Raw genomic sequence first — 26,948 nt, forward strand, 5'->3', positions numbered from 1 at the left:
TGCGCAGCCGTCACCGCCCACAGACACCCCACCGGCCGTCAGTCGCCCCAGCCGGCCCGGGAGGGGGTGTGGCGGGGTGCGCCCGGAAGCGACGAGCGGTGACGGCGTGGTCGATGCCGGACGATGTGGGGGTAACCCGCGAGCGCTGAGGACGTACCCCGGCGCGGCACCGACCCCCAACGACGAACAGAGCGGGGCCCGCACTTACCGCGCCGGGCACACGGGAGGGAGGGCGGGGAAAAAGCCCAGGGCGTCAGACCGTGAGGCGGTGGGGGCGCAGGCCTGCCAGGACGGTGCACAGCGCAGCGTCAATCGTCGGGCCCACGTAATAGTCCCCGGTGTGGTCCACGCAGTACACCCGCCCCAGCGCGTCGATCGCCAGGTGCCCCTGCCCCGTGGACTCCACCCCCAGGGGTGCTACCTCCGTGTCGAGGGCGGAGCCCAGATCGCCCCAGGTGCGGGCGAGGTGGAGGCCCTGGAGGGGGTCGATGACGACTCCGCTCGGGGCGACCTGGGGGCGGCCGGGGGCGGAGACCGCGGGGACGGTGAGGCCGCCGAACTCGGCCCAGGCCTCGACGGCGGCGGGGAAGACGCTGTGCCGGTGGCCGCCGGGGGAGACGTGGGCGCGCAGGGTGTCGGCCCAGACCTCGGCCCGGCGGATGTCCCACTGGCCGGGCTGCCATCCCGCGGCGCGCAGCGCGGCGTCGACGCCGACGGGGAAGCGCGTCGAGGTGGTCCGGGCGTTGAGGGCGTCGCTCACGTTCACTCGGTTTCGCTCCCCGGGTCGAAGGCCTGCACCCCGAAGTGCTCCAGCAGTGGAAGGCAGGAGCGGCACGGCGGTGCGTAGCCGCCGTGCTCGGGGTCGCCGTCCTCGCGTATATGACGGGCCGTCAGTTTCGCGCCCTTGAGTGCCTTGCGGGCGTCGGCGTGGGTGAACGGCTTGCGCGCGGCGCGCTTGCTGCGCCCCGTGTCGGCCTCGGTGAGCCAGCGGGACAGCAGGACGGGTTCCGGGCACCGCCCGGTGAACCGCTCACGCTGTGCGACCGGCAGGGTGTCGAGGGCGTCCTGGACCAGGGGGTGCAGTGCGGGCGGCTGGTCGCCCTTGCTCCCGGTGCAGGTGAGCACCTCGTCCTTGACCGACAGCGCCGCGGCGACCGCCGGCAGGATGCCGTCGCGGCGGTGGCGCAGCACCGGCGGGGGTGGCGCTTCCTCACTTCCCCAGGTCAGCCGCGGGTCCGCGGCTCCTCTCGTCAGCATGTTCCTTTGACCCTCCGATCCGTCCTTCGAGAAGGACGTCCCCCTTATCCGCGTAAGACTGCCAATTCATCGCGCGTTACGGAAGTCGGTTGTGAGGTGAGAGGTTTACTTTGTGCCGGATGTCACGACACTGGGACGAGATGGGTGTCGCAGTCCGATGTGCCACCGCCTCCCGGCCGTCCTGGTGTTGGCCACTGGTTGTACGGATAGTAGCGCCGGGTCGGATGCGGGGGGCGTCATGGCCGCCGATTCGTGATCAAGTACGGTCGGCCGAGGGGGAGTTCGCGAGGTCGCAGCGACGGGCATCCGGTGCGCGGCAGTGACCGGAACCAGCCGAAGCCCCTGTTGCCCCACCCCCTAGGCTGTGCCCAACAACAGATCCAGCATGGGGGCATCCGCAATGACGACAGGTCGGCTCGGGCACCGGGCCGCGCCACCGAACGCGGCCTACGCCGGTCAGATCGTGCACTTTCCCGACCCGGTGCGCCGCGCCCGCCATCCGCAGGGCGTCCGCGTGGACGACCACGGCTTCCCCGACTTCGCGCCCTTCGCCCGTGCCGCCGCCGAGATCGCCGAGCCACCGGACGGCTTCGGCATCGACGAACTGCGGCTCACCGACCACGTGTCGGCCAACGCTGCCCAGCACGCCGCCGGTCACGAGTTGTGGGGCAGCCTGTCGCCGGTCGCCACCCCGCACGGCTGGACGTGGCACCATGTCGCCGGCTCGCGCCGCCTGGAACTGATCCCCGCCGAGGTCAAGTCGCTGCTGCGGCACCACGGCGGCCTCGCCACCACCGCTTCGGCGGACCACGGCAAGCGGGGCACGCGACCGCTCCAGGACACCCGTCCCGCGCACTTCGCCGTGGGCACGGGACGGCGCGACGCGGCGGCCGTCTCCGAGCAGCAGGTGCGCGATGTCGAGGAGGAGCTCGGCTACCGGCTGCCCGGCGCGTACCGCAGCTTCCTCAAGGCCGCCGGCGGCTGCGCCCCGCGCGGCGTCGCCCTGCTGCCCCTGCTGGGACTCCTGGTCGACCAGCCCTTCTTCACGGTGCGCGAGGAGTCGGCGGTCAACGACCTCGTCTACGTCAACAAGTGCCTGCGCGACCACCTCACCAAGGACTACCTCGCGATCGCCTATGTGCAGGGCGGGGTGCTCGCGGTCAAGGCGCGCGGCGCCGACCTCGGCTCGATGTGGCTGTGCCCCTACGACGACGTCCGGGACACCGACGGCGCCTTCGCCTCCACCGAGGAGCGGGTCGCCGCGCTGCTGCTGCCCTGCGGCGAGGACTTCGACGCCTTCCTCGCCGCGCTCGCCGGCGATCCGCCGGAGCTGGACACGGTCGCGAACCTGATGGTGGACGGCGGCTTCGCCCGCGCCGTCCCGGTGGAGGGGTGAGACGGGGATGGTGACGTTCGCGGAGGCGCAGGAGCGCGCCGAGCGGTGGATCAACGCCGGCGTCCCGGCGTACCTCGTCCGCGAGGTGCAGGTGCGCGAGTTCGGCCAGGGCTTCGTGGTCTGGTCCGAGCCGCGCGAAGGGGGGCCCACGGGCGACGACGGCGAGGCCCGCCTCGTCATCGCCAAGGACAGCGGGGAGACCACGCTGTGGCCGGCGCTGCCGGTCGGCGAGATCATCCGGCACTGGGAGGAGGCGTACGGGGGCGCCGTCGTCGCCGACGCCGTGCCGGAGCCGCCGAAACGGCTCGACCTGGGGGCGACCTCCTTCCTGCTCAGCCCGCCGCAGTGGCTCCAGGACGCGGCCGACCGGCTGGGCATCCCGGACCACCGGCAGCCCGCCGCGCCGGAGCCCTCCGACGCCGTCACGGTGGCGGACGCGGGGTCGGCCGGCGGTGCTCCCTCGCCCTTCGACGGGCCGCCGCCGCCCTTCGTCCCCACGCCGACGCCGGCGATGCCGCTGCCGTACGACCGGTCCCCGACACCGCCGCCCTCGACCTGGCGGGACACCAACAACGGCGACGCGGGCCGGGCGGTGCCGCCGCCCGCGACGGTCTACGCGCCGCCGATCACCGACTCCGACGACGCGCACACGCCGCCGCCCAGGAACAGCGCCGAGGCCAGCACCGAGCGGCTGCCCGGGGTGCCGGAGACCGGTACGCCGCTGCCGCCCGGCGGCTACGGCTACCCGGGCGGCGCGGCGGCGACGCCGCCGCCCCCTCCGCCCGTGCCGGGGCCCCCGCCCGCCGACGTGCACCGTGCCGCGACGATGCTGTCGCGCCCCGACGGCCCGCCGCCCCCGCCCGGGGTGCCGGGTGCCGGGGCGCGGCGGCAGGGCGCCGCGGACCTGGCCGGCGCGGAGACCGCCAAGGCCGGACCGCCGCCCCCGCCTCCGCCGCCGCCCGGTCCGGGCGTGCCCGGGACCCCGGGCGCGGGCTACGTGCCGACGCAGCTGGTGCAGGCCCTGCCCGCGAACCAGCCGCCGCCTCCGCCCGTGCCGGGGCCCCCGCCCGCGGACGTGCACCACGCGGCGACGATGCTGTCGCGCCCCGACGGCCCGCCCCCGCCGCCGCCCGCACCCGGGCCCGTGCCGGTGGCCCCGCCGCCGCCCCCGGCCGCGTACGGCTATCCGCAGCCCCCGGCGCCGCCGCAGCCACAGCCGCCGGCGGGCGTGCCCACCATCGGACCGGGCTACATGGCGGTGCTCCGCTACCGCGCGCAGGACGGTTCAGAGCAGCAGCTCATCCGCCGCTCCGCGCCGGGCACCCCGCACCCGGAGTGGCAGGTCCTGCACGAGCTGCGCGCCCTTGGCGTGCCGCCGCAGGCGGTGCTGGAGCTGCACACCGAACTGGAGTCGTGCGACCTGCCCGGCGGTTACTGCGCCCGCATGATCCGGGAGACCTGGCCGCAGGTGCGGATCAGCAGCACGGCGCCGTACGGAAAGGACCGGGCCGGCCGCCGTGCGGGCGTGGAGCACCTGCTGACGCATCTGGGCGAGCTGCACCAGGTGGCGAGCGCGCCGGCGCCCGGCCGCCCGCACCGCGTGCCGATGCCGGAGCCGCACCAGATCCAGCGGGTGCCCGCGATCCCGCTGGACGCGATCGGGCACGAGCTCGCCCAGTCCTTCGGGCCGCAGGGCGTCTTCCGTTTCGACCAGCGCGCGGTCGCCCGGCAGGGCGTGCCGGACATCGTGGCGCAGACCCTGACGTGGTCCGGGCTGCCGGTGGACTTCGGGCCGTTCTTCTGGGCGCAGGCCCAGCCGGGGCGCCCGGTGCCGACGCTGGCCGAGCTGGCCGCCGAGCGCGGTGTGCAGCCGGCGCCGGACGCCGGTTCGTACCTGGTCATGGGCAACGACTTCGGCCGCCAGTTGTGCGTGCAGTACGGCACGGCGCACATCGTCGCGGTCCCGATGGAGGCAGGGCCGGGCGGCGCGGCGGTGGCGCCGCAGTTCGTCAACTCCAGCCTGCCGGAGTTCGTCCGCTGCCTGGCGCTGCTGGGCAAGATGTGGCGCTGGCGGCTGGGGCTGACGCCGGACCAGGCGGGCCGCTGGACGGTGGACTTCCAGGCGCAGATCGCCGCGCTGGACCCGGCGGCCGTGGCGTCGCCCGAGCACTGGTGGTCCGTGCTGATCGAACAGATGTGGGACGGGATGCTGTAGTCGCGTCGGCACTCCGGTCGTACGCGGCCGGAGTGTCGCATGATGTGCAGATAGGGCAAACCCATGAATATGGGGGTATGAGTACGGCATACCCCTACGGCTTCGCCACGGGCCGCGGCCGCGGCTACCGCACCGACCAGGTGGACCGCTTCCTGGAGGAGTTGTCCGAGGATCGCGACGCCGCCTGGGAGCGTGCCGCACGGCTCACCGTCCTCGCCAACGAGATGGACGCCGAGTGCGCCGCCCTGCGCGACGTCGTCGCCGGCCTCGCCCCGCCCACCTTCGAGTCGCTCGGCGGCGGTGCCCAGGAATTGCTGCGCCTGGTGGAGGAGGAGGCCGCCTCCGTGCGCGACCGCGCCGAGGAGGAGGCCCGCACGGCGCACGACGCCGCCGAGGCCGCCCGGCGCACCCTGCTGGACGAGTCCCGTGCCGCCGCGCAGGCCCGCCGTACCCGTGCCGACGTCCAGGCCTCCGCCACCCTCGACGAGGCCCGCTCCAGCGCCTCCGAGCTCGTCGGCACGGCCCGGCGCGAGGCCGCCCACCTGCGCGACGACGCCGCGCGGCGCCTCGACGCGCTGCGCCGGGACACCGAACGCGCCTTCGCCGCACAGGAGAAGGAGCGGCGCGAGCGGCGCGACGCCCAGGAGCACGAACTCGCCGAGCGCGAGGCCGGCCTGGACGCGCGCCTAGCCGAACTCACCCACTACGCCGAGAACATGGTCGAGGAGGCCCGCCGCGCCCTGGCCGCCACCGAGGAGGCCGCCCGCCGCCGTGAGCAGGACGCCGAGGCGGCCGCGGCCGAACTGCTCGCCCAGGCCCGCGTCCGCGAGGAGCGCATCCGGCTGGCCGCCGAGCGCGAACTGCGCCAGCACGAGGTCCGCCGCGACGAGATCCGCGAGCACCTGGCGCACGTCCGCAGCAGCCTGGTCGCCCTCACCGGCGGCGAGGCCCCCGACGCGGATGCCGCCGACGACGCAGGGGAGGCCCCCACCGGGGACGTGCCGCCCCCGGCGACCCCCGAGGACGCCGAGGGGACGCAGGAGCCCTAGTCCCGCGGGACTACGGCTGCGGATCCTCCTCCAGCACCGGGAAGCGGCGCGGGGCCACCAGGAGCACGGCGAGCAGCGCCAGCACCGCGGCCAGCGCCGCACCCGCGTAGACGTGGTTGACCGCGGCGGCGACCGCGCGCCGGACCGGCTCGCTCAGGTGCGCGGCGCCGGTGACCGCGTCGAGGTCGGTCCCGGAGCCGTGCAGGCGCGAGGCGAGGGTCGCGTTGGCGACGGCGCCGAAGACGGCGGCCCCGACGCTCTGCCCCACCTGGCGGCAGAAGAGGATCGACGAGGTCGCGGTGGCGCGCTCGCGCCAGGGCACCGTGGACTGCACGCCGACGATCAGCGGCAGCTGGAACAGGCCGAGGGCCGCGCCCAGCAGCAGCATGACGAGCGTGGGCTGCCAGGCCGGGCCGGCGTACGGGAGCATCACCAGCGCGACGAGCACGACGACGGCCGCCGCCATGCCGAGCGCGGCGGTGTCGCGGAACCCGATGCGCAGATAGACGCGGTTGCTCAGGGCGGCCGACAGCGGCCAGCTGATGGTCATCACCGACAGCACGAAACCGGCCTGGATCGGCCCGAGGCCGAGCACGGTCTGCGCGTACGTCGGCAGGAAGACCGTCGGCGCCACCATCAGCACGCCGAGCATGCCGAGCGCGAGGTTGACCGCGACGATGGCGCGCCGCCGCCAGACCCAGCCGGGGATGATCGGCTCTGCCGCGCGGCGCTCGACCAGATAGGTCGCGACGCCCAGGACGACGCTGCCGCCGAGCAGCCAGGGCCGGAGCGGGCCGCCCTGGACGAGGCCGCTGATGAGCAGGCCTCCGGAGAGGAACAGGCCGAGCGCGCCGGGCCAGTCGACGCGGTGCCGGGTGCGGCGGGCGACCGACTCGCGCAGGTGGCGGGAGATGAGGAAGAGCGCGACCGCCCCGATGGGCAGGTTGATCAGGAAGATCCAGCGCCAGCTGGCGTAGCCCGACAGCAGCCCGCCGCACAGCGGGCCGACGACGGCGGAGACCGCCCACACCGTCGAGATCGCCGCCTGGATGCGGCCGCGCTCCTTGAGCCCGTACAGATCGGCCGCCACGGTCTGCACCGTGCCTTGGATGGCGCCGCCGCCGAGCCCCTGCACGATGCGGAAGGCGATCAGTCCGGCCATGTTCCACGAGCCCGCGCAGAGCAGCGACCCCAGCAGGAAGATCGCGATGCCGACGAGCAGCACCGGCTTGCGGCCGAAGGTGTCGGCGAGCTTGCCGTAGACCGGCAGGGTCACCGTGACCGCGAGCAGGTAGCCGGAGAAGAGCCAGGAGAAGACGGAGAAGCCGCCGAGTTCGCCGACGATCTGCGGGACGGCGGTGGAGATGATCGTCGAGTCCATGGCCGCCAGCGCCATCGCCAGCATCAGCGCGGCCACCACCGGCCCGCGGCGGACCGGCGGCGCGGCCACGGCCGCCGTGGTCGTGGTCTGATCGGTGCCCTGCACGGGAGAACCCCCTGGATCTGTGTACGACACACTTTTTCATGTCCGTACGGGTGCCGCACAGGGGGTTCTCGCAGGCCGGACACCCGGGCTTGAGCCTCCCGCCGCGGGAGGGTGCAGCATCGACCCCGAGCCGGGTCACCCGAAAGATGCAGTCCCCCTAGGGGGCGTACCGAGTTTTCTCCTACCCCCGGTTCGTACCGGCGGAGGACGAGGCACCCCTCCCGGGCTCCCTAGCCTTCTCGGTGGGGCTAACCCCCGGGTCGATACGGAGACCCGCACCATCGTCCGGGCCCCGTCCCCGCAGCCAGTCTGTAGAGGCGATGGCGCACGTCCGCACCAGCCAGGACATCCACCAGGAAAGCAGGACAGACAGTGACAACGGCAGTATCGATTCCCAAGTCCGGGGGCAGCGGAGAACGTACGGCTGTTGCCGCCAGCGCCCGCGGTGTGACCAAGGCGTACGGTTCCGGCGAGACCCGGGTCGTGGCCCTCGACGCGGTCGACGTCGACATCGAGCGCGGTCGCTTCACCGCGATCATGGGGCCGTCCGGCTCCGGCAAGTCGACCCTGATGCACTGCCTCGCCGGCCTCGACACCGTCACCGAGGGGCGGATCCTCGTCGGTGACACCGAGATCACCGGTCTCAAGGACAAGAAGCTCACGCAGTTGCGCCGGGACAAGATCGGCTTCATCTTCCAGGCCTTCAACCTGCTGCCGACCCTCAACGCGGCCGAGAACATCACGCTGCCCATGGACATCGCCGGCCGCAAGGCCGACCCCGAGTGGCTGCAGCGCGTCGTGGAGACCGTCGGCCTGGCCGGCCGCCTCAAGCACCGGCCCGGACAGCTCTCCGGCGGCCAGCAGCAGCGCGTCGCCGTGGCCCGCGCGCTCGCCGCCCGCCCCGAGATCATCTTCGGCGACGAGCCCACCGGCAACCTCGACTCCCGCGCGGGCGCCGAGATCCTCGGCTTCCTGCGCCGCTCGGTCGACGAACTCGGCCAGACCATCGTGATGGTGACCCACGACCCGGTCGCCGCCTCCTACGCCGACCGCGTGCTCTACCTCGCCGACGGCCGGATCGTCGACGAGATGCGCGACCCGACCGCCGACTCCGTCCTGGAGCGCATGAAGGACTTCGACGCCCGCGGGAGGACGTCGTGACCGTCCTCAAGACCTCCCTGCGCAACTTCGTCGCGCACAAGGGCCGCATGGCGCTCTCCGCCATCGCCGTCCTGCTGTCGGTGGGCTTCGTCTGCGGCACGCTCGTCTTCACCGACACGATGACCTCCACTTTCGACAAGCTCTTCGCGGCCACCGCCTCCGACGTCACCGTCACGCCCAAGAGCGCGCCCGGCAACGACGGCATGCAGATGACGGCGAAGGCCGCCACCGTGCCGGCCTCCGTGGCCGAACGGCTCAGGACCGTCGACGGCGTCAAGGAGGCGACCGGCGAGGCCGGCAGCCAGACCCTGACCGTCACCGACAGCTCCAACGACAGCCTCAGTCCCACCTCCGGCGCCCCCACCATCGCCACCAACTGGGACTCCACCGAGGAACGTTCGGTCGACCTCACCTCCGGCAACGCCCCGCGCGGCCCCACCGAGGCCATGGTCGACGCCGACACCGCCGACAAGCACCACCTGAAGATCGGCGACGAGATCCGCGTCATCGCCATACCCGGCGAGTTCCGTGCCCGGATCACCGGCATCGTCACCTTCAAGGTCACCAACCCCGGTGCGGCCGTCTTCTACTTCGACACCGCCACCACCCAGACAAAGATCCTCGGCGCCAAGGACGTCTTCAGCAGCGTCGGCCTGACCGCCGCCCCCGGCGTCAGCGACGACCAGCTCAAGAAGAACGTCGTCGCCGCGCTCGGCACCTCCGGCGGCTACAAGATCCAGACCCAGGCCGAGTGGACCGCCGAGAACAAGAAGGACATCGCCGGCTTCCTCGACGTCATCAAGTACGCGATGCTCGGCTTCGCCGGGATCGCCGTCCTCGTCGGCGTCTTCCTGATCGTCAACACCTTCTCCATGCTGGTCGCCCAGCGCACCCGCGAGATCGGCCTCATGCGGGCCATCGGCGCCAGCCGCCGCCAGGTCAACCGCTCGGTGCTCATCGAGGCGCTGCTGCTCGGCGTCGTCGGCTCCGTCCTCGGCATCGGGGGCGGCGTCGGGCTCGCCGTGCTGCTGATGAAGCTCATGGGCAGCATGGGCATGAACCTCGACACCTCCTCGCTGACCGTCAAGGCCAGCACGCCCGTCGCCGGCCTGGTCCTCGGTGTCGTCGTCACCGTGCTCGCCGCCTACCTGCCCGCCCGCCGGGCCGGCAAGGTCTCCCCGATGGCCGCCCTCCGCGACGCCGGCCTCCCCGCCGACGGGCGGGCCGGCACGGTGCGGGCCGTCATCGGCGTGGTCCTCACACTGGCCGGCGCCGGCGCCCTCGTGGCCGCCTCGCGGGCCACCCAGGCCACCGACGGCTCGGCCCTCCTCGGCCTCGGCGTCCTGCTCACCCTGGTCGGCTTCGTCGTCGTCGGGCCGCTGCTCGCCGGCTTCGTCGTCCGCGTCATCAGCGCCGGCGTCCTGCGGGTCTTCGGCCCCGTCGGCCGCCTCGCCGAGCGCAACGCGCTCCGCAACCCCCGCCGCACCGGCGCCACCGCCGCCGCCCTCATGATCGGACTCGCCCTCGTCGCGGGCCTGTCCGTGGTCGGCTCCTCCATGGTGGCCTCGGCCAGCGACCAGCTCGACAAGTCGGTCGGAGCGGACTTCATCATCGCCTCCGACAGCGGCCAGCCCATCACCCCGCAGATCGAGAAGGCCATCAAGGCCGCGCCCGACCTCGCGCACGTCACGGACTACAAGTCCCTCGACGCGAGGATCACCACCCCCGACGGCGCCGTCTCCGACACCAGCATCTCCGCCGCCGACCCCACCTACGCCCAGGACCTCCAGGTCAAGACCGTCGCCGGCGAACTCTCCGCCGCCTACGGCACCGACGCGATGTCCGTCGGCGAGGACTTCGCCGACAAGCACCACGTCACCCTCGGCGACACCCTCACCGTCCGCTTCACCGCGGGCGAAACCGCGAAGCTGAAGGTCACCGCGATCACGACCAAGGACACCGCCTTCGACGGCGGCGCGATGTACACCAACATCACCACCGCGGCCCACTACATCCCCACCGACCGGATGCCGATCAACGACATCATGTTCGCGGCCGCCAAGGACGGGCAGCAGGACGCCGCGTACGCCGGACTCAAGAAGGCCCTGCACGACTTCCCGCAGGTCCAGGTCCGCAACCAGGCCGACTACAAGCAACTGCTCAAGGACCAGATCGGCCAGCTGCTCAACCTGATCTACGGCCTGCTCGCGCTCGCGATCATCGTCGCGATCCTGGGCGTCGTGAACACGCTCGCCCTGTCCGTCGTCGAACGCACCCGGGAGATCGGCCTCATGCGGGCGATCGGCATGTCCCGCCGGCAACTGCGCCGCATGATCCGCCTGGAGTCCGTCGTCATCGCCCTCTTCGGCGCGATCCTCGGCCTCGGCCTGGGCATGAGCTGGGGCGCAACGGCACAGAAGCTGCTCGCCCTCCAGGGCCTCGGCATCCTCGAGATCCCCTGGCCGACGATCATCACGGTCTTCATCGGCTCCGCCTTCGTCGGCCTCGTCGCGGCACTGGTGCCGGCGTTCCGGGCGGCCCGCATGAACGTCCTGACGGCGATCGCGACCGATTAGCGTGGCGCCACGATGTGGGGGGGCGGGGTTACCCCGCCCCCCCACCCGTGTGCCCGGCACGGTAAGTGCGGGCCCCGCGCTGCGTGCGTTGTGGGGGTCGGCGCCGCTCCGGAGTCCGTCCTCGGGGCTCGCGGTTTCCCCCTGCAATTCGTGTACCGCGGTCACCGCTCGTCCCCTGCGGGCGGACCCCGGCGCACCCCCTCCCGGGGCTGTTGGGGCGGCTTACGGCCGGTGGGAGGTCAGAGGGCACTTGCGGCAACCCCGGACCGCCTTCTCACCCACCCACCGGGGATCAGGCGCGTGACGAGACGGAGGGGGCGGGGTCGTAGGGGTGGCGTTCTGGACTGTGGAGCATATTTGGGTGCATGACCCGGAGTGCTCAAGGCGGGTGCCTGAGGCACCTAAATGTGCTGTCCAGAATGGCAGCCCCGGAGGCCCCGCACCCGGCCCCCAACAACTTGCGTCGGGGTACCTGACTTCATGGGGCACACGGGCGGGCGGGTGGGGAAAGGGGCGCCCCCCGAAGGGAGGCGGCACCGGGTGTCAGCGAAGCGTCGTACGCTGGGACACCCCGGCCCGTTCCCACGCGTCGGGCTGTTCGCGTTGCCCCGCCTGTCTGCCTCTGGGACGGAAAGCCACATGAGCCTCAACGGTCTGCTCGACGTCGTCGTGGACGACCCCGCGCTCGCGGAGGCGGTCCGTGCCGCAGCCGACGGCAACCGCCCGCACGTCGACCTCGTGGGCCCGCCGGCGGCGCGCCCGCTGGCGCTGGCCGCGCTGGCGGCCCGTACGGGCCGCACCGTGCTGGCGGTGACGGCCACCGGCCGCGAGGCCGAGGACCTGACGGCGGCCCTGCGGTCACTGCTGCCCGCCGACTCCGTCGTGGAGTACCCCGCATGGGAGACGCTGCCGCACGAACGGCTGTCGCCGCGCTCGGACACCGTCGGCCGCCGGCTGGCGGTGCTGCGCCGGCTGGCGCACCCCAGCGCGGACGATCCGGCCGCCGGTCCCGTGCGGGTCGTGGTCGCCCCGATCCGTTCGGTGCTGCAGCCGCAGGTCAAGGGCCTGGGCGATCTGGTCCCCGTGGCGCTGCGCAGCGGGCAGACCGCCGATCTGAACGCGATCGTGGACGGCCTCGCGGCCGCCGCGTACGCCCGTGTGGAGCTGGTGGAGAAGCGCGGCGAGTTCGCGGTGCGCGGCGGCATCCTGGACGTCTTCCCGCCGACCGAGGAGCATCCGCTCCGGATCGAGTTCTGGGGCGACGACGTCGAGGAGATCCGCTACTTCAAGGTGGCCGACCAGCGGTCGCTGGAGGTCGCCGAGCACGGTCTGTGGGCGCCGCCCTGCCGGGAGCTGCTGCTCACGGACGAGGTGCGGGCCAGGGCGGCGGAGCTCGCCGAGGAGCACCCGCAGTTGCGGGAGCTGCTGGACAAGATCGCCCAGGGCATCGCGGTGGAGGGCATGGAGTCCCTCGCCCCGGTGCTGGTGGACGACATGGAACTGATGCTGGACGTGCTCCCGGCCGGGGCGATGGCGGTGGTCTGCGACCCGGAGCGGGTGCGGGCCCGTGCCGCGGACCTCGTGGCGACCAGCCGGGAGTTCCTGGAGGCCTCGTGGGCGGCGTCCGCGGGCGGCGGCGAGGCGCCGATCGACCTGGGCGCGGCCTCGCTGTGGGGCATCGCCGACGTCCGCGACCGGGCCCGGGAGCTCGGCACCCCGTGGTGGTCGGTGAGCCCCTTCGGCGCCGACGAGGACGCCCTCGACGGTGAGGCCGACACCCTGAAGCTGGGCATGCACGCCCCCGAGGTCTACCGCGGCGACACCGCCCGCGCGCTGGCCGACACCAAGGGCTGGCTCGCCGAGGGCTGGCGCACGGTCTACGTGACCGAGGGCCACGGCCCGGCCGCCCGCATCGTGGAGGTGCTCGGCAACGAGGGCATCGCCGCCCGGCTCGACACCGAGCTGTCCGGGCCGGTGGAGCCCGCCGTGGTCCATGTCGCCTGCGGCTCGATCGAGAGCGGTTTCGTGGATCCCGCGCTGAGGATCGCCGTCCTCACCGAGACCGACCTGTCGGGCCAGCGCTCGTCCACCAAGGACATGGGCCGCATGCCGTCCCGGCGGCGCAAGACCATCGACCCGCTGACCCTGCAGGCGGGCGACTTCATCGTGCACGAGCAGCACGGTGTCGGCCGCTACGTGGAGATGGTGCAGCGCACCGTGCAGGGCGCCACCCGCGAGTACCTGGTGGTGGAGTACGCGCCGGCGAAGAAGGGCCAGCCGGGCGACCGGCTGTTCGTGCCGACCGATCAGCTGGAGCAGATCACCAAGTACGTCGGCGGCGAGGCGCCCTCGCTGCACCGCCTGGGCGGCGCGGACTGGACGAAGACCAAGGCGCGCGCCAAGAAGGCGGTCAAGGAGATCGCCGCCGACCTGATCCGGCTGTACTCGGCGCGCATGGCCGCCCCCGGCCACACCTTCGCGCCGGACACCCCCTGGCAGCGGGAGCTGGAGGACGCGTTCCCGTACGCGGAGACCCCCGACCAGCTCACGACGATCGCCGAGGTCAAGGAGGACATGGAGAAGTCGGTCCCGATGGACCGGCTGATCTGCGGCGACGTCGGCTACGGCAAGACCGAGATCGCGGTGCGGGCGGCCTTCAAGGCCGTCCAGGACGGCAAGCAGGTGGCCGTCCTGGTGCCGACGACGCTGCTGGTGCAGCAGCACTTCGGGACCTTCTCCGAGCGCTACTCGCAGTTCCCGGTCGTGGTGAAGGCGCTGTCCCGGTTCCAGAGCGACAGCGAGGCCAAGGCGGTCCTGGAGGGCCTGCGCGAGGGCTCGGTGGACGTGGTCATCGGCACGCACCGGCTGTTCTCGTCCGAGACGAAGTTCAAGGACCTCGGCCTGGTGATCGTGGACGAGGAGCAGCGCTTCGGCGTGGAGCACAAGGAGCAGCTGAAGAAGCTGCGGGCCAACGTCGACGTGCTGACCATGTCCGCCACCCCCATCCCGCGCACCCTGGAGATGGCGGTCACCGGCATCCGCGAGATGTCCACGATCACCACCCCGCCGGAGGAGCGGCACCCGGTGCTGACCTTCGTCGGGCCGTACGAGGACCGGCAGATCGCCGCGGCGATCCGGCGCGAGCTGCTGCGCGAGGGCCAGGCCTTCTACATCCACAACCGGGTGGAGAGCATCGACAAGGCCGCGGCGCGCCTGCGCGACCTGATCCCCGAGGCGAGGATCGCCACCGCGCACGGGCAGATGGGCGAGTCGCAGCTGGAGCAGGTCGTCGTCGACTTCTGGGAGAAGAAGTTCGACGTGCTGGTCTCCACGACGATCGTCGAGTCCGGCATCGACATCTCCAACGCCAACACCCTGATCGTGGAGCGCGGCGACACCTTCGGCCTGTCCCAGCTGCACCAGTTGCGCGGCCGGGTCGGCCGCAGCCGCGAGCGGGGCTACGCGTACTTCCTGTACCCGCCGGAGAAGCCGCTCACCGAGACCGCGCACGAGCGGCTGGCGACCATCGCCCAGCACACCGAGATGGGCGCGGGCATGTACGTGGCGATGAAGGACCTGGAGATCCGCGGCGCGGGCAACCTGCTCGGCGGCGAGCAGTCCGGCCACATCGCCGGTGTCGGCTTCGACCTGTACATCCGCATGGTCGGCGAGGCCGTCGCCGACTACCGGGCCGCGCTGGAGGAGGGCGGCGGCGAGGCCGAGGAGGCCCCGCTGGAGGTCAAGATCGAGCTGCCGGTCGACGCGCACGTGCCGCACGACTACGCGCCCGGCGAGCGGCTGCGCCTGCAGGCCTACCGCGCGATCGCCTCCGTCAATTCCGACGAGGACATCAAGGCCGTCCGCGAGGAGCTCACCGACCGTTACGGCAAGCTGCCGGAGCCGGTGGAGAATCTGCTGCTGGTCGCCGGGCTGCGGCTGCTGGCCCGCAAGGTCGGTGTCGCCGACATCACGCTGCAGGGTTCCAACGTGCGCTTCTCGCCGGTCGAGTTGCGCGAGTCCCAGGAGCTGCGGCTGAACCGGCTCTACCCGCGCACGGTCGTCAAGGCCGGCACCAAGCAGATCCTCGTCCCCCGCCCGAGCACGGCACGTATCGGCGGCAAGCCGGTCGTCGGGCGTGAACTGCTCACGTGGACGGCGGAGTTGCTGACGGCGGTGCTCGGCAGCTGACGCCACGCGGCCTCGGGGGAAAAATTCACCAACAATTCTTCTCCATGTGTCCCATGTTCGCGCTCGCTGGGTAGCCTGAGCGGCTGATCCGAAACCTGTCGGTCACCGTGACAGAGGTGAACAGCGATTCCCCCCCAGCCGATATCCCCCACCGTGCCCGCCCCCGGCGCCCTGCCCGCCGCCGCGCCGGCCGCCGCGGAACCCGTTGAGGGCGCCCGTAAGCGCGAGCACCGCTACGACATCGACCTGCTCCGCGTGCTGGGCTCGGTCGGTGTCATCCTCTGTCACTCGGCGGCCCGCCTCCTGGACGCCGTCGGCCAGAGCCCTTCCGGCGGCCGCCCGGTGTACTGGACGGCGCTCGTGGCGGACGGGCTCACCCGCTGCGCCGTCCCGCTGTTCTTCGCGATGGCGGGCTGGGTCGTCCTGGTCGGCGCCGCGCCCAGGGACGGCCGCCAGGTCCGTGACCGTCTGGTGCGCATCCTCGTGCCGATGGCCGTGTGGACCGCGGCGTACGTGGTGTGGGACCACATCGACAACCCGGGAGCGCGCCCGATGTGGCGGCTCGGTTACGAGTCGCTCTTCGGCTCGATCAGGCCCGCGTTCCACCTCTGGTACCTGTACGCCTATGTGCCGGTGATCCTGCTGCTGTCGATCGCGGCCCTGGCCAAGGCCGGGAAGCGGCCCTGGGGGCTGGGCGCCGCATTCGTCGCGCTCGCCGTCGCGCCGGGCCTCATCGGCGACATCGGCAAGATGTTCCACCTGCACCTGCCGGGCTTCTCGTGGAAGTTCGGCATGTACCAGGTCGCGTACGCGGTGGGCGGCGCGATCGTTCTCGCCCTTCCCAGTACCGCGGGCCGCGGGCGGCGGCTGGCGTGGCTGGCGTTCGGCGGCTGCGCGTGGGCCGCGGTGGTGGCGTACGAGCACTACGTGCACTTCCCGTCGCCGTACGCGGGTGTGTTCGTGCCCTTCCTGGCGTGCGCCGTCCTGATGGGCCTCAATCGGATCAGCATTCCCGAGCGCTACCGTCCCCTGCTGACGAAACTCGGCGGGGCCGCCTTCGGCGCGTATCTCGTGCACCTGATGTTCCTGCAGGCCATCGCCCCGCACATCGTCTCGGCGCACGCGGGCTGGCTCGGCGCCGCCGGCACGATCACCGCCCTGGCCGTGGCGACGGCTGTGCTGTCCTTCGCCGCCAGCCTGCTGTGGGAGCGGCTGCGGCTGCGCCGCTGGCTGGGATGACGCGAAGGGGGCCCGTGCCGAAGCACGGGCCCCCCGCGGTCACCGGGCGCTCACCGGCCCGGAGTGGTCACTTCTTCCCGGCGCCCCGCAGGACGGTCCTGCGGACCAGCCGCTTCACCCGCCGCACCTGGTGCTTGGCCCGGGTCTGCGGGCTGCTGCCGGGCAGTTCCAGCTCGGCGAGCCGGAGCTCGGGGAAGTAGTACCCGGGCACGGACTCCCGGTGTGCGGCCAGCCACTCGGCTGCCTCGCCCTGCAGGTGGCGGTACGTCTTGGGCTGCATGCAGTAGCCCATCGCCCGCACCATGGGCGACAGCGACGCGGGCGCCTCGCCCACGAGCGCCGGGGTCTGCTTCCGCTCCAGGTCCCGGACCATGTGGTCGATGATCACCAGGGGCATCCGGTTGCTGTTCTCGTACGGCTTGAGGCGCTTCAGGACGAGGGCGGTGCCGACGCGGGCGACGGGGACCTCGTAGTAGGCCGCCGCGGTGACCATCGCGGTGGAGAAGCAGCCGACGACGAGTTCGGGACGGCAGTGCCGGTACAGCGTCTCCGCCAGCAGCGGGCTGTCCAGGACCGTGAGGCGGACGCCCGCCTCCGCGGCCGCCTTGGCGAGCGCCGTCGAATAGGTGGCGGGGGCCGTCGGGTGGGGCTTGAACACCACGGAACGGTGACCCGCGCGCGCGGCGCCGGTCAGCATCCGTACGTGCAGCTGCTCCTCCTCCTCGGCGGTCAGGATGTTCAGCGCCGCGAGGTACTGTCCCAGAAGCACCGCCGTGGGCTTCTCCGCGAGGACCGGTGCCAGGTCCGCGTCGTCCGCGGCGTCGCCCGCGATCTCGTCGAGGACGCGACGGAACGCCTCGTCCGGGACGATCTCCGGTTCGACGCCGAACTCGGACAGCAGCAGGGGCCGCAGCCCGGGTATCAGGTCGAGGTGCAGCAGCCGGCCGATCCGGCGGGCTATGGTCAACGGCAGCTTGTCGCGCGTCGGGCCGTAGCTCATGAGGCCGTCCGCGTAGACGTGCACCGCGCTCTCGGAGAAGATCGCGGTCAGCGCCCGGGCCGGGTTCACCTGGATGGATTCCACGGCGAGATCGATCCGGTCGCGCGGGTCGATGCCCCACGCGAGGCGCAACGCCTTCTGCCACATGGCGGTGTCGTTGGGCCGGGGACCCCAGGCGCTGGGGTGGTGCGGGCTGATGGCCTCGTTCCAGCTGATCACCGAGTCGAAGCGGGCGGCTATGCGTGAGTAGCCGTGCATCTCGTCCAGGCGCAGCGCCGCCTCGGGCACGCCGGCGTTGTTGGAGACCAGCAGGATCCGCCGGGCGTCGGAGCGGGGTCCGAACTGACCGGCGTCGAGGGACGCGGCGAGGGTCGCGGCGCCGTAGAGCGTCGAGACCTGGAAGATCTGTGTCGTGTGAGCCATGGTCAGGCAGCCTTCCGCCCGTCGAGCAGGCGGCCGAGCAGCCTGCTCCGGTTCCTGTCGATCGACGCGAGGGTCTCCTCGAGCACCTTCTCGGGCATGCGGCGCAGCGCGGCGGCCGACTCGCGGCGCAGGCGCTGGGCGGCGGAGGGCTCGTACTCCTTCGCCTTGGCGATGTGGAAGGCGATCATCGCGCAGTAGGTCCGCACCGCCTTGGGCATGAACCGCTCGGACTCCTCGTCCGCCTGCACGTAGCGGAGCAGGGAGTCGTACGCGGGTATGAAGTCCAGCTGGCGGTCGTCCTTGATCTGGGTGAGGGACGTGGCGACTCCGCGCCGATAGAACACCCCGTGCAGCCCGAGGGACGCGTACGACTTGGCCCGCAGGTGCAGCCGCCATATCCACAGCCGGTCCTCGGCCGTGCGCAGCTCCGTGGCGTACCGCATCTCCCCGTTCTCGAAGAGGTTCCGGCGGTAGATGCCGGCCCAGACGAAGGGGTAGTCGACCATGGTCTCCATCTCGGCCGGCGCGATGCCGTCGCGAGGGTCCATCACCGCGTTGCGCAGCCTGGCCGGCGCCCGGCGGATCACCCGCTCCGTGCCGGTGGCCTGCACGTGGTCGGTGCGGGCGAAGTCGCAGTCCAGCTCGATCACGGCGCGGACGAGCTCCTGCAGATGGCCCGGCCCGTACCAGTCGTCGCCGTCGAGGAACGTGAGGTAGTCACCCGTGGCGGCCTCGATGCCGCTGTTCCTCGCCGCCGCAATGCCTACATTCTTCTCGTGGCGTACGACCACGGAATGGGGGAGCTTTTCCGCCCACTTGTCCATGATCTTCGGTGTGGAGTCCGTCGAGCAGTCGTCGATGAGCACGAATTCGAAGTCGGGATCGGCGTTGAAGGCGAGACTTCTCAGTGTGCTCTCGGCAAATGCCTCCACGTTGTGCATAGGTACGACAACGGAAAGTTTCGGCACGCGGGCCTCTCACGTTCGGCGGCAGAATACGAGAAGAGCCCAACCCTCGGCAGGGGGGGTGTCGCCCCGCCTGCACCATGGTGAAGTCGGGACGTACCACAGTTGAACTCTTGGTTACGCGCCCGCCGCGACACGGGTCGCGGCGGGCGTTACGGCGGTGGTCAGGCGAGGATCCCGCGGAGCTCGTCCAGATTGGCGCGGGTGATCTTCCACAGGAATTCCTGCCGGTTGTGGACATCGGCCACGCTCGCGGCGTGGTCGTCGAGCATACCGGCGGCCCGCTCGGCGAGTCGTGACCCGAGGTCGCGGTCGTGCACCGACAGGCCCCAGTCGGGGCGCTCGATGTCCAGGAGGAAGTACGCGAGCTTGGGGTGGGACACGAGGCTGATGATCGGCGTCCCGCAGCCGAAGGGGATCATCCCCGCGTGGCCGCGCATGCCGATCACGAGTTTCGTCCGCCGGTAGATGTCGCGGATCTCGTCATTGGTCATGATGTACAGCGGCTCGACGGGAAGCGTCAGCCCGTGCTCCCGGCGCAGGTCGTGCACGAACCTCTCGTCGGCGGGCATGTGGGCCGCGTACCGGACGTCCGCGCGCTCGCCGAGACGGCGCAGCGCGTCGGCCATCTGCGCGAGGAAGTGTCCGTAGTCGTGGCCGAAGCGCAGTCCGGCACGGTCGAACGCGCAGTTGACCAGCACCGTGTCGGTGCGTTCGGCCGGATCCTGCCAGTCCTTCACGAGGTGACGTGCCACCGTGGTCGGACACGGCTGGTAGCGCACGCGTTCCCGCAGATCGGCGGGGAGCAGTTCGCGGACCCGTTCGACGGACCCGTGATTGCGCAGTCCGAAGAACGCCGAACGCTCCACCAGCGCCCGCAGGCTCTCGGCGAAGCGCTGCCGGCGGTAGTTCTGCCCGTCGAACACGTTGTAGCCCACAGCGAAGATCGCCAGCGGTGCGGTGATCCGCTCCAGGGCCTCGTCGGGGATGTTCCACTGCCAGTGGCTGTTGCCGTTCGGGGAGGTGTCCGGCAGGAAGAGGCCGCCGCCGCCCACGATCACCCCGCGCCGGGCGTTCAACTGCTCCACCGCCGCGTCGTCGACCAGCCGGTGCACCGGCTGCCCGTACCAGCGGTGCGGATCGGTGTCGAAGCACATGCGCACGGCCTCGGGCAGCACCTTGTCGCCGGCGTTCTCGTTGCCGTCGGCGAACAGCGCCACGTGGGCCAGTTGCTCTGCGGGTGCGAAGGTGTCCGTGCTCTCCGGCGCGGCGCCGGGGAGGGTCCGCACGTACCAGCTGCGGCAGCCGATGTCGGTCGGGTCAGCGTCGAGGCCTTCCCGCGCGTAGGCGTGCGCGGCGTCCTCCTGCCCGCGCAGCCACGCCAGGCGGGCGAGCTGGGCGAACGCGCGCGGAGCGGCGTCGGGCGACGCCGAGGCCAGCAGCAGGTGGGTCTCGGCCTCGTCGTAGCGGGAGACCGCCATCAGGCAGACACCCAGCGTCTCGTGGCAGCGCGGCGCGTCCGGACGGTCCCCCACGACGGGACCGAGCAGGGCGACGGCCTCGTCGTAGCGGCCCTGCTGGCGGTACACGTCGGCGACGGAACGGGCCAGGTCCAGGCTGACGCGGGTTTCGAGCAGCGGCACGGCGCAGTGCACGAGCAGCTCGGGGTGCTTGCCACCCGGCAGGGCGCAGTAGGCCGAGCGGAAGGCCTCGTCGTCCATGTCGAAACGGCGCCGGGCCTCGGCGGCGGGAGAGCCGTCGGGTACGTCGGAGCCGTCCGCGAAACGCAGGACCGTGACGGTGTCCGGCACGGTGATGTCGTCGTACAGCCGCTGGGCGAGGAAGTCGTAGCGCGATCCGACCGGGACGAGGACGTCGGCGAGCGCGGGGCGCAGATCGGCGTCCTCCGCGGCGGACTCGGCGAGCCGGTCCGCGACCGACTCCTCGACGTCCGCGTTCTGGATCACCAGGAGCCCGTCCCGCAGGACCGCCCGGTCCTGCGCGGACCGCGAACCGGGACCGGGCTGCGGGCTCGCTGCCACCCCCGTCCGTATGCGCAGCAGCTCACCGATGTCACCCAGGACGACCATGTCCGGGCCGAGGGCGACCACGGTGTCGTACTCGCGCAGCCGGAAGACGTCCATGCGGCTCTTCGCGACGCGTGGCAGTACCCGCGGATGCAGCCGGCGCACCGCGTCGAAGGCGCTGTCGGGCAGCCCGGGGTGCAGGACGACGAGGTCCTCGCACACGTCCGGATTGGTCAGGGCCAGGCTGCGCACCAGCAGGGAGAGGCCGGGCAGCCGGTCGCTGTCGGTGTGCACGGCGAAGGCGATCCGGCGCTTGCCGGTCACCGTGCGCCTGTCGTCGGCGGATCGGGTCATCGCAGGGCGATCCTCATCTTGCTGTCGTCCACATTCGTCGCGTGGGCCGTGACCCACTCCTTCTCCTTCGGCCGCAGCTGGCCGGGCAGCCCGAGGCCGATGAGATCCAGGCGCGGACTGACGTCGAGGAAGTCCAGCAGCCGGATCGTCGTGAACGCGGTGGTGGTCTCACCGCCCCAGCCGGACTCGCCCAGCAGCGCGGGGTCGCCGAGGGGCCGGCGCAAGGAGACGTCCCCGAAGTGCTCCTGCGCCCCCGGGACGAGGCGCTGCCTGCTCGCCCGGCGCCAGTCGCCCGGTGAGTCGCCGTACACCAACCGGATGCCCGTGCGGTCCTGCCAGGCCGGGGCGTCCCACGGTGCGTCGCCCCGCAGGGTGACGGCGTGCAGGTCGGTCCGGCTGCCGGTGCCTTCGGCCCGCAGTCGCAGGCCGTCGCAACGGACGACCAGGTCATAGCCGTCGATGCCGGCCCCCAGGCCGCTCGCGGCCACCTCCTTGGCACCCGCGACCACGCACACGGTCCGCCCCGCGACCAGCCGGCGCAGCCCGGTGACGTCCAAGGGCTGCGCGCCGGCGAGCAGCGGGTCGGAGACCCTGCCCCGCTCGGTGAGGCGTCGATGCGTGGCGTACAGCTCCGCCAGACGCCGCACCGAGGGGTCGTCCGCACCGTGCGAGGCGATGCGGGACCGTGTGTACGCCGCGAGGTCCGACTGCGCCTCCGGTACGGGGCGGGACTCCCGCAGCGCGGCGGCGTCCTCACCGGGGAGCAGGCCGGCCGCCTCGTCCAGACAGGCCCGCTGCTCCCTCAGGGTCCGCACGCGTCTGGTGACGTCGGGGGCTGCTCCGGGATTGGTCTGCAGGCCGAGGTGCGACTCGTACGCGGTGATCGCCTCGTCGCCGCGGCCCAGGCCGTCCAGGGCGCGGCCGAGCAGCAGCCAGGCTCCCTTGGAGCGCCGCCGCAGCGTGGTGGCCGACTCCCCGAGATCCAGGGCGAGCCGCAGCGCGTGGGGGGTGCCGACCTCGAGGGCGCGGGATCCGGTCCGCAGCAGCGCGTCGAAGGCCTCATCGGTGGGAGCGCCGTCGGTGACCTGGGCGCTGTGCGCCGTGACCAGAGTGCCGACGGCGGCGGCGAGCCGGGCCTGCTGCCGGCTCTGCGGCTCTCCGTGTTCGGCGAGGTACTGCGCGCACGACCGCACGCTCCGGCCGAGCAATTCGGACCTGGCGGCGTCCTTGTGCCTCGACTTGAACAACCCCGCCAACGCGTTGGTCATGTGATTTCACCGTTCTGTGATCGAGCGCCGACTGTGCCCCACCACTCCATTGTGCGAGCAACATCCAGGTGAACCTTTGGCCAAGATTCCCTCGCCAGTCGGCGCTCACCCCGTCCGGGGGCGCGCGGCGCTCTCATCGGCCGACCTGGCCCAGCCAGCTGAGCGTCCGCCGCAGCTCCACCGAGAGCGGGTGGCGTGGGCCGTGCACGCGGTCGGAGTCGTAGAGCAGCCGGGACAGCACGTCGTGGGCGCCGATCCGGTCGCCCATCGACAGCAGCAGGTGGCCGATGCGCCGCCGCACCTCCAGCGGCAGCTCCGGGTCGGTCGCGCGGTACTGCTCGAAGGAGGGCAGCAGCGCGCGGTACTCGGCCAGCGCCGCGGGGGCCTCGCCGAGCTGCTCCAGGCACTGCGCCGCCTCGTAGCGGTACTGGAGCGACTGCCGCCCCGAGGGACCCGACTCCGCGGCGAGCTCGTCCGCGAGCCGGCGCAACTCCGGCAGCGCGCGGCGGTACTGGCCGTCCTCCATCAGCGTGGCCGCGTACTGCTTGCGCAGCATGCGTACGACGGGGGAGTGCGCGCCGTGCTTCTCGGCCGCGGCGGGCAGCACGCCGCCCAGGATGTCGACGGCCTGCGTGATGCGGCCCGCGTCCAGCAGCCGTTTGACCTCGTCGACCGCCTCGGCGATGCCGTGCGCGCCGGTCGCCGGGGCCGCCGCGGGCACGGGCGGCACCGCGGAGGGCTGCGGCGGCACCGCCGCCCGGTCCGGCCAGGGCGCGTGCGGGCGCAGGAAGGGGCGGGTGGGGTCCATCGGGCCGGGGCTGTGGTGGGCGGAGCCGGGTACCGGCAGCAGCGGCGCGAGCTGGCGGTAGGTCTCCTGCGCGTCCGCCGGGCGGTGCTGGGGGTCCTTGGCGAGCAGCCGCAGCACCAGCGCCTCCAGCGGCTCGGGCACCTCCGGGCGGACCTGGCGCAGCGGGACCGGCTGTTCGTACAGATGGCGGTGGAGCACGCCGAGGGCGGTGGACCCGGCGAAGGGCACCGTGCCGCTGAGGAGTTCGTGCAGCAGCACTCCGAGCGCGTACAGGTCGGTGCGCGGCCCCACGGCGCCGCTCATCGCCTGTTCCGGGGCCATGTAGGCGGGGGTGCCGATGGGCGTGCCGGTGTGGGTGAGACGTGTCGTGTCGGTGTCCAGGACGGAGGCGACGCCCAGGTCCAGGACGACGACCGAGCCGTCCGGGCGCACCATCACATTGCGCGGTTTGAGGTCGCGGTGCACGATCGGCACCGCGTGCACGGCCGACAGCACCGCGCACAACTGCGCGGCGACGGCGACCGCCCACGGCCAGGGGTACGGGTCGTGCTCGGCGAGGTGGTCGGCGAGGTCGGCGCCCTCCACGTACTGCATGACGAAGTAGAGCTCGTCGGTGTCGCTGCCGGCGTCGTGGACGGTGACCAGACCGGGGTGGTCGACCTGGGCGGTGACCCGGCACTCGCGCAGGAACCGCCGGCGCAGCTCCTCGGCGTCGGCCGCGCCCGCGACCTTGTCGGGGCGCAGCAGCTTGACCGCGACCCGCCGGTCCAGCCGGCGGTCGTACGCGGTCCACACCTGGCCCATGCCGCCCTGGCCGAGGACCGTGGCCAGCTCGTAACGGCCGGCGACGATCCGTCCGTTCACCCCTGGTCCTCCTGCTTGCGCAGCAGGTCACTGAGTTCGTCCAGTTCGGCGCGCACCTGGTTGAGGCGCGGCGGGTGCGGCGCGACCGGCGGCTGCTGCGCCGGCGGGGGCGTGGGGACGGAGCTGTACGGGTTGTAGCCGCCGGGCCCCGGCTGCTGCGGGGGGTAGGGGACCGTCGCCGCGTACGGCGGGTACCCGGGCAGCGCCTGCTTGCGGTGCAGGGCCATGTCGGCCACGAGGTAGTGGACGCCGACCAGCGGGACCATGCAGATGACGACGATCAGCGCCGCGTCCGTCCAGTGGTTCGACTCCGGCAGCGTGCCGATGGTGGCGAAGGCCGCGACGGTCACCGCCGTACCGGTCCAGAACAGCACCCAGTCCAGTGCCCTGCGGCGCTGCACCGCGAGGTGCAGCAGCGGCAGGCAGGACAGGAAACCGCAGCTCAGCGCCGTCAGCACGAGGAAAGTGGCACGCAGCGCCACTGCGGTGCCCCCGGACTGCGCGGCAGGGGGCGGCGGGACCGGGCCGGGGCCGTTCAACACTGCTCCTGGATTCCTGGACATGCGTACGGGACAGCTGCGGGTGGCATCGCGAGCGTATCGGCAGCAGCGGGCACTCGTTCACCCGATCCCCCAACTATTCGGGCCGTACGGTGCCGTCCGTCAAGCCGTCGTACAGACCCTGCACCAGTTGCTCCCCCAACTGCCCGGCCAGGCGCAGCGTCTCCTCGAAGACGGCCAGCGTCCGGAAGCGCTCCCCGTAGCGCCGCTGGTCGGCCGGTGGCAGCCGGGGGACCTGGAGCCTGCGCACGTCGAGCCGGGTCGCGGTGGACGCGTAACTGCTGGCCTGGCGGTTGTTGGCGGTGCCGCGCAGGAAGCCGGCGAGGAACCACGGGTCCACGGCGGCGGGGTCGGGGCGCAGCAGGTGCAGGTTGCGGCCGAGGGCGGCGCCCGCGGTGGCGGCGTCGACGACCCGCGCGGCCGCGCCGCGGCCCAGGACCGGGACGACCACGTCGCCCTCCTCGACCAGCACCGGCACGTCCTCCCGCGGGCCCTCGGGCAGGGTGCCGGTCGGGCCGGTGCCCGCCAGGACGTCGTGCTCGGTGAGCACGGCGGGGCCCCCGCCGGGGCCGGAGCTGCCCTGGCCGCCCGCGCGCAGCACCAGGGCGCCGGCCCGGGCCAGTTCGCCGACCGTGGTCAGCGGCCACCGGGCGGGCGGCGCGGACCGGGCGGGTTCCGGGGCGAGTTCGCAGGTGCGGCGCAAGGTGGCCGTCAGCAGGTCCCGTACATCGGTGAGTTCGGACGCGCCGGCACCGGCGGCCGGGGGCGGGAGATGGCGCGCGGGGGCCAGGTCCACGTCGTCGTCGAGGAGGTCGATGACCGGCAGGGCGCGGCTGACGCCCGGCCGGTCGGCGCCCGGGCCGGCCGCCCCGTGCCGGTCGAAGGCGGTCCACGCGTCCAGCACGGTGGCGCGCACCGTCTGCCAGGGCACCTTCTCGCCGCCGGGTGCCGCCCCGCCCTGTGCCTGCGCGGTGTCGACCAGCAGCAGGTGCGGCGACGGCGGGGCGCCGTCCCGCGGCCTGCGCAGGACCCACAGGTGCAGCGGGATGCCGTACGGGGGCGCGGCGCCCGCGGGCAGCGCGATCACGGCGCGCAGCGCGCCGCGCCGCAGCAGGTCGGCACGGACCCGGCGCCCGGAGCGGCGGGACGCGGCGGCCGGCGGCATCAGGAGCACCACGGTGCCGCCGTCGCGCACGCGGGCCAGGCAGTGCTGCACCCAGGCGAGTTCGGACTCGGTGCGGGCCGGGAAGCCGTACTCCCAGCGGGGGTCGTAGGCCAGGTCCTCGTGGCCCCAGTTGCGCTCGTTGAAGGGCGGGTGGCACAGCACGGCGTCGGCGGCGAGGCCCGGGAAGGCGTCCTCGCGGAGGCTGTCCCCGGCGGCCACCTCGACCTCGGCCGCGGGGTCGGCGTGCAGGGCCAGCCGCAGCGCGGCGAGCGCGGCGAGGTCGGGGTCGGCCTCCTGCCCGCGCACCTCGTGGGGCGCCTCCGCGGCGCGCAGCAGCGTGCCGGTGCCGCAGGCGGGGTCCAGCACGCTGCGGGCGGGTCCGGCGAGCGCCGCCATCAGTTCGGCGGGGGCGGCCGGGGTGAGTGTGTACTGCCGCGGGTTGGCGTCCAGGTGGCGGCCGAGCAGGAACTCGTAGGCCTGGCGCGGGCCCAGTTCGGCGGCGAGGCCGGCCGCGCCGCGCAGCAGGGCCGGGTCCACCGGCGCCCCCAGGGGGAAGCGCCCGCCGAAGCGCCGCTCCAGCAGCTCCCGTGCGGCGCGGGCGAGCGCGTCGGGCTCCGGGTGCCGCCATGCACCGGGGTCGTCACGGACGAGCAGCAGGACGGCACCCGCCTGCCGCAGGGCGGTCGCGGCGCCCGCGGGGTGGGCCTCGGCGCGCTGCCAGACGCGTTCACGCAGCGGGACCTCGGCGAGTTTGCCCTGGTCGCGCAGCCACTGCTCGACCTCGGCGAGGGCGAAGGCCGGGCTGGTGTCGGTGCCGCCCACCGGTTTGGGGAAGTCGGCGTGCCGGCGGCGCCAGTTGCTCACGGCGGCGCGTCCCACACCGGCCAGTCGCGCGATGCCGGCGGCGGTAACTTCTGCTGCGTTCTCCGGCACCTGGCTGGATCCCC

Annotated in this window: 17 protein-coding genes; 7 read left to right on the forward strand and 10 right to left on the reverse strand. The window is 73.0% G+C overall.

Annotated features, from left to right (window positions below):
• Positions 1-253 precede the first annotated feature (253 nt).
• Entirely contained in the window at positions 254-760 is a 507-nt protein-coding gene (locus tag ABZ883_RS27970) for an SUKH-3 domain-containing protein (RefSeq protein ID WP_360910811.1), read from the reverse strand.
• A 2-nt stretch (positions 761-762) separates the two neighbouring features.
• Positions 763-1,257 (reverse strand): YwqJ-related putative deaminase, encoded by a 495-nt coding sequence (locus tag ABZ883_RS27975; protein WP_360910813.1) that lies wholly within the window; start codon positions 1,255-1,257, stop codon positions 763-765.
• Positions 1,258-1,657: 400 nt separating this feature from the next.
• Between ABZ883_RS27975 and ABZ883_RS27980 the strand changes: the two genes are divergently transcribed.
• From ABZ883_RS27980 to ABZ883_RS27990, 3 genes are all read left to right on the forward strand, one after another.
• Positions 1,658-2,653, forward strand: a complete 996-nt coding sequence (locus ABZ883_RS27980) for an HNH endonuclease (RefSeq protein ID WP_360910815.1) — start codon at positions 1,658-1,660, stop codon at positions 2,651-2,653.
• A gap of 7 nt (positions 2,654-2,660) precedes the next feature.
• Positions 2,661-4,868 (forward strand): SUKH-4 family immunity protein, encoded by a 2,208-nt coding sequence (locus ABZ883_RS27985; RefSeq protein WP_360910817.1) that lies wholly within the window; start codon positions 2,661-2,663, stop codon positions 4,866-4,868.
• Between the two features lie 77 nt (positions 4,869-4,945).
• Positions 4,946-5,917: a cellulose-binding protein gene (locus tag ABZ883_RS27990; RefSeq protein WP_360910819.1), complete on the forward strand. Its 972-nt coding sequence runs from the start codon at positions 4,946-4,948 to the stop codon at positions 5,915-5,917.
• A gap of 10 nt (positions 5,918-5,927) precedes the next feature.
• On the opposite strand, the gene ABZ883_RS27995 is transcribed toward ABZ883_RS27990, so the two are convergent.
• Complete coding sequence (locus ABZ883_RS27995; RefSeq protein WP_360910821.1) at positions 5,928-7,403, reverse strand: MFS transporter; 1,476 nt, start codon at positions 7,401-7,403, stop codon at positions 5,928-5,930.
• 372 nt (positions 7,404-7,775) lie between these two features.
• Here ABZ883_RS27995 and ABZ883_RS28000 point away from each other — a divergent pair, with 372 nt between their 5' ends.
• From ABZ883_RS28000 to ABZ883_RS28015, 4 genes are all read left to right on the forward strand, one after another.
• Entirely contained in the window at positions 7,776-8,564 is a 789-nt protein-coding gene (locus tag ABZ883_RS28000; RefSeq protein ID WP_360910823.1) for an ABC transporter ATP-binding protein, read from the forward strand.
• A complete protein-coding gene (locus tag ABZ883_RS28005; protein WP_360910825.1) occupies positions 8,561-11,140 on the forward strand; it encodes an FtsX-like permease family protein in 2,580 nt (859 codons plus the stop codon). Before ABZ883_RS28000 ends, ABZ883_RS28005 begins: the two co-directional genes overlap by 4 nt.
• A 639-nt stretch (positions 11,141-11,779) precedes the next feature.
• On the forward strand, positions 11,780-15,328 hold the full coding sequence (gene mfd / locus ABZ883_RS28010) for a transcription-repair coupling factor (RefSeq protein WP_360910827.1): 3,549 nt from the start codon (positions 11,780-11,782) through the stop codon (positions 15,326-15,328).
• Between the two features lie 153 nt (positions 15,329-15,481).
• Positions 15,482-16,567, forward strand: coding sequence for an acyltransferase (locus ABZ883_RS28015; protein ID WP_360910829.1), 1,086 nt, complete (start codon positions 15,482-15,484; stop codon positions 16,565-16,567).
• 67 nt (positions 16,568-16,634) lie between these two features.
• On the opposite strand, the gene ABZ883_RS28020 is transcribed toward ABZ883_RS28015, so the two are convergent.
• The 7 genes from ABZ883_RS28020 to ABZ883_RS28050 all read right to left on the reverse strand — a co-directional run bounded on the left by ABZ883_RS28020 (position 16,635) and on the right by ABZ883_RS28050 (position 26,934).
• A complete protein-coding gene (locus tag ABZ883_RS28020; protein WP_360910831.1) occupies positions 16,635-17,990 on the reverse strand; it encodes a polysialyltransferase family glycosyltransferase in 1,356 nt (451 codons plus the stop codon).
• A 2-nt stretch (positions 17,991-17,992) separates the two neighbouring features.
• A complete protein-coding gene (locus ABZ883_RS28025) occupies positions 17,993-18,958 on the reverse strand; it encodes a glycosyltransferase family 2 protein (protein ID WP_360910833.1) in 966 nt (321 codons plus the stop codon).
• Positions 18,959-19,119: 161 nt separating this feature from the next.
• The gene (locus tag ABZ883_RS28030) at positions 19,120-21,336 is read right to left on the reverse strand and encodes a polysaccharide pyruvyl transferase family protein (RefSeq protein WP_360910835.1); all 2,217 of its coding nucleotides are present in this window, start codon (positions 21,334-21,336) and stop codon (positions 19,120-19,122) included.
• The gene (locus tag ABZ883_RS28035; RefSeq protein WP_360910837.1) at positions 21,333-22,604 is read right to left on the reverse strand and encodes a hypothetical protein; all 1,272 of its coding nucleotides are present in this window, start codon (positions 22,602-22,604) and stop codon (positions 21,333-21,335) included. The genes ABZ883_RS28030 and ABZ883_RS28035 overlap by 4 nt, the downstream gene beginning before the upstream one ends.
• 133 nt (positions 22,605-22,737) lie before the next feature.
• On the reverse strand, positions 22,738-24,276 hold the full coding sequence (locus ABZ883_RS28040; RefSeq protein ID WP_360910839.1) for a serine/threonine-protein kinase: 1,539 nt from the start codon (positions 24,274-24,276) through the stop codon (positions 22,738-22,740).
• Positions 24,273-24,815 (reverse strand): hypothetical protein, encoded by a 543-nt coding sequence (locus tag ABZ883_RS28045; RefSeq protein ID WP_360910841.1) that lies wholly within the window; start codon positions 24,813-24,815, stop codon positions 24,273-24,275. Before ABZ883_RS28045 ends, ABZ883_RS28040 begins: the two co-directional genes overlap by 4 nt.
• A 97-nt stretch (positions 24,816-24,912) precedes the next feature.
• Positions 24,913-26,934, reverse strand: coding sequence for an N-6 DNA methylase (locus tag ABZ883_RS28050; protein ID WP_360910843.1), 2,022 nt, complete (start codon positions 26,932-26,934; stop codon positions 24,913-24,915).
• Positions 26,935-26,948 lie beyond the last annotated feature (14 nt).

Source organism: Streptomyces sp. NPDC046977 (assembly GCF_040644455.1).
In the GTDB taxonomy this organism is placed as follows: domain Bacteria; phylum Actinomycetota; class Actinomycetes; order Streptomycetales; family Streptomycetaceae; genus Actinacidiphila.

What these genes read in the sequence shown, in the direction of transcription:
- ABZ883_RS28020 (WP_360910831.1), bottom strand. Translation starts at nt 17,990, where the DNA reads ATGGCTCACACGACACAGATCTTCCAGGTCTCGACGCTCTACGGCGCC.
- ABZ883_RS27975 (WP_360910813.1), bottom strand. Translation starts at nt 1,257, where the DNA reads ATGCTGACGAGAGGAGCCGCGGACCCGCGGCTGACCTGGGGAAGTGAG.
- ABZ883_RS28035 (WP_360910837.1), bottom strand. Translation starts at nt 22,604, where the DNA reads ATGACCAACGCGTTGGCGGGGTTGTTCAAGTCGAGGCACAAGGACGCC.
- ABZ883_RS27990 (WP_360910819.1), top strand. Translation starts at nt 4,946, where the DNA reads ATGAGTACGGCATACCCCTACGGCTTCGCCACGGGCCGCGGCCGCGGC.
- ABZ883_RS28030 (WP_360910835.1), bottom strand. Translation starts at nt 21,336, where the DNA reads ATGACCCGATCCGCCGACGACAGGCGCACGGTGACCGGCAAGCGCCGG.
- mfd (WP_360910827.1), top strand. Translation starts at nt 11,780, where the DNA reads ATGAGCCTCAACGGTCTGCTCGACGTCGTCGTGGACGACCCCGCGCTC.
- ABZ883_RS27985 (WP_360910817.1), top strand. Translation starts at nt 2,661, where the DNA reads ATGGTGACGTTCGCGGAGGCGCAGGAGCGCGCCGAGCGGTGGATCAAC.
- ABZ883_RS27980 (WP_360910815.1), top strand. Translation starts at nt 1,658, where the DNA reads ATGACGACAGGTCGGCTCGGGCACCGGGCCGCGCCACCGAACGCGGCC.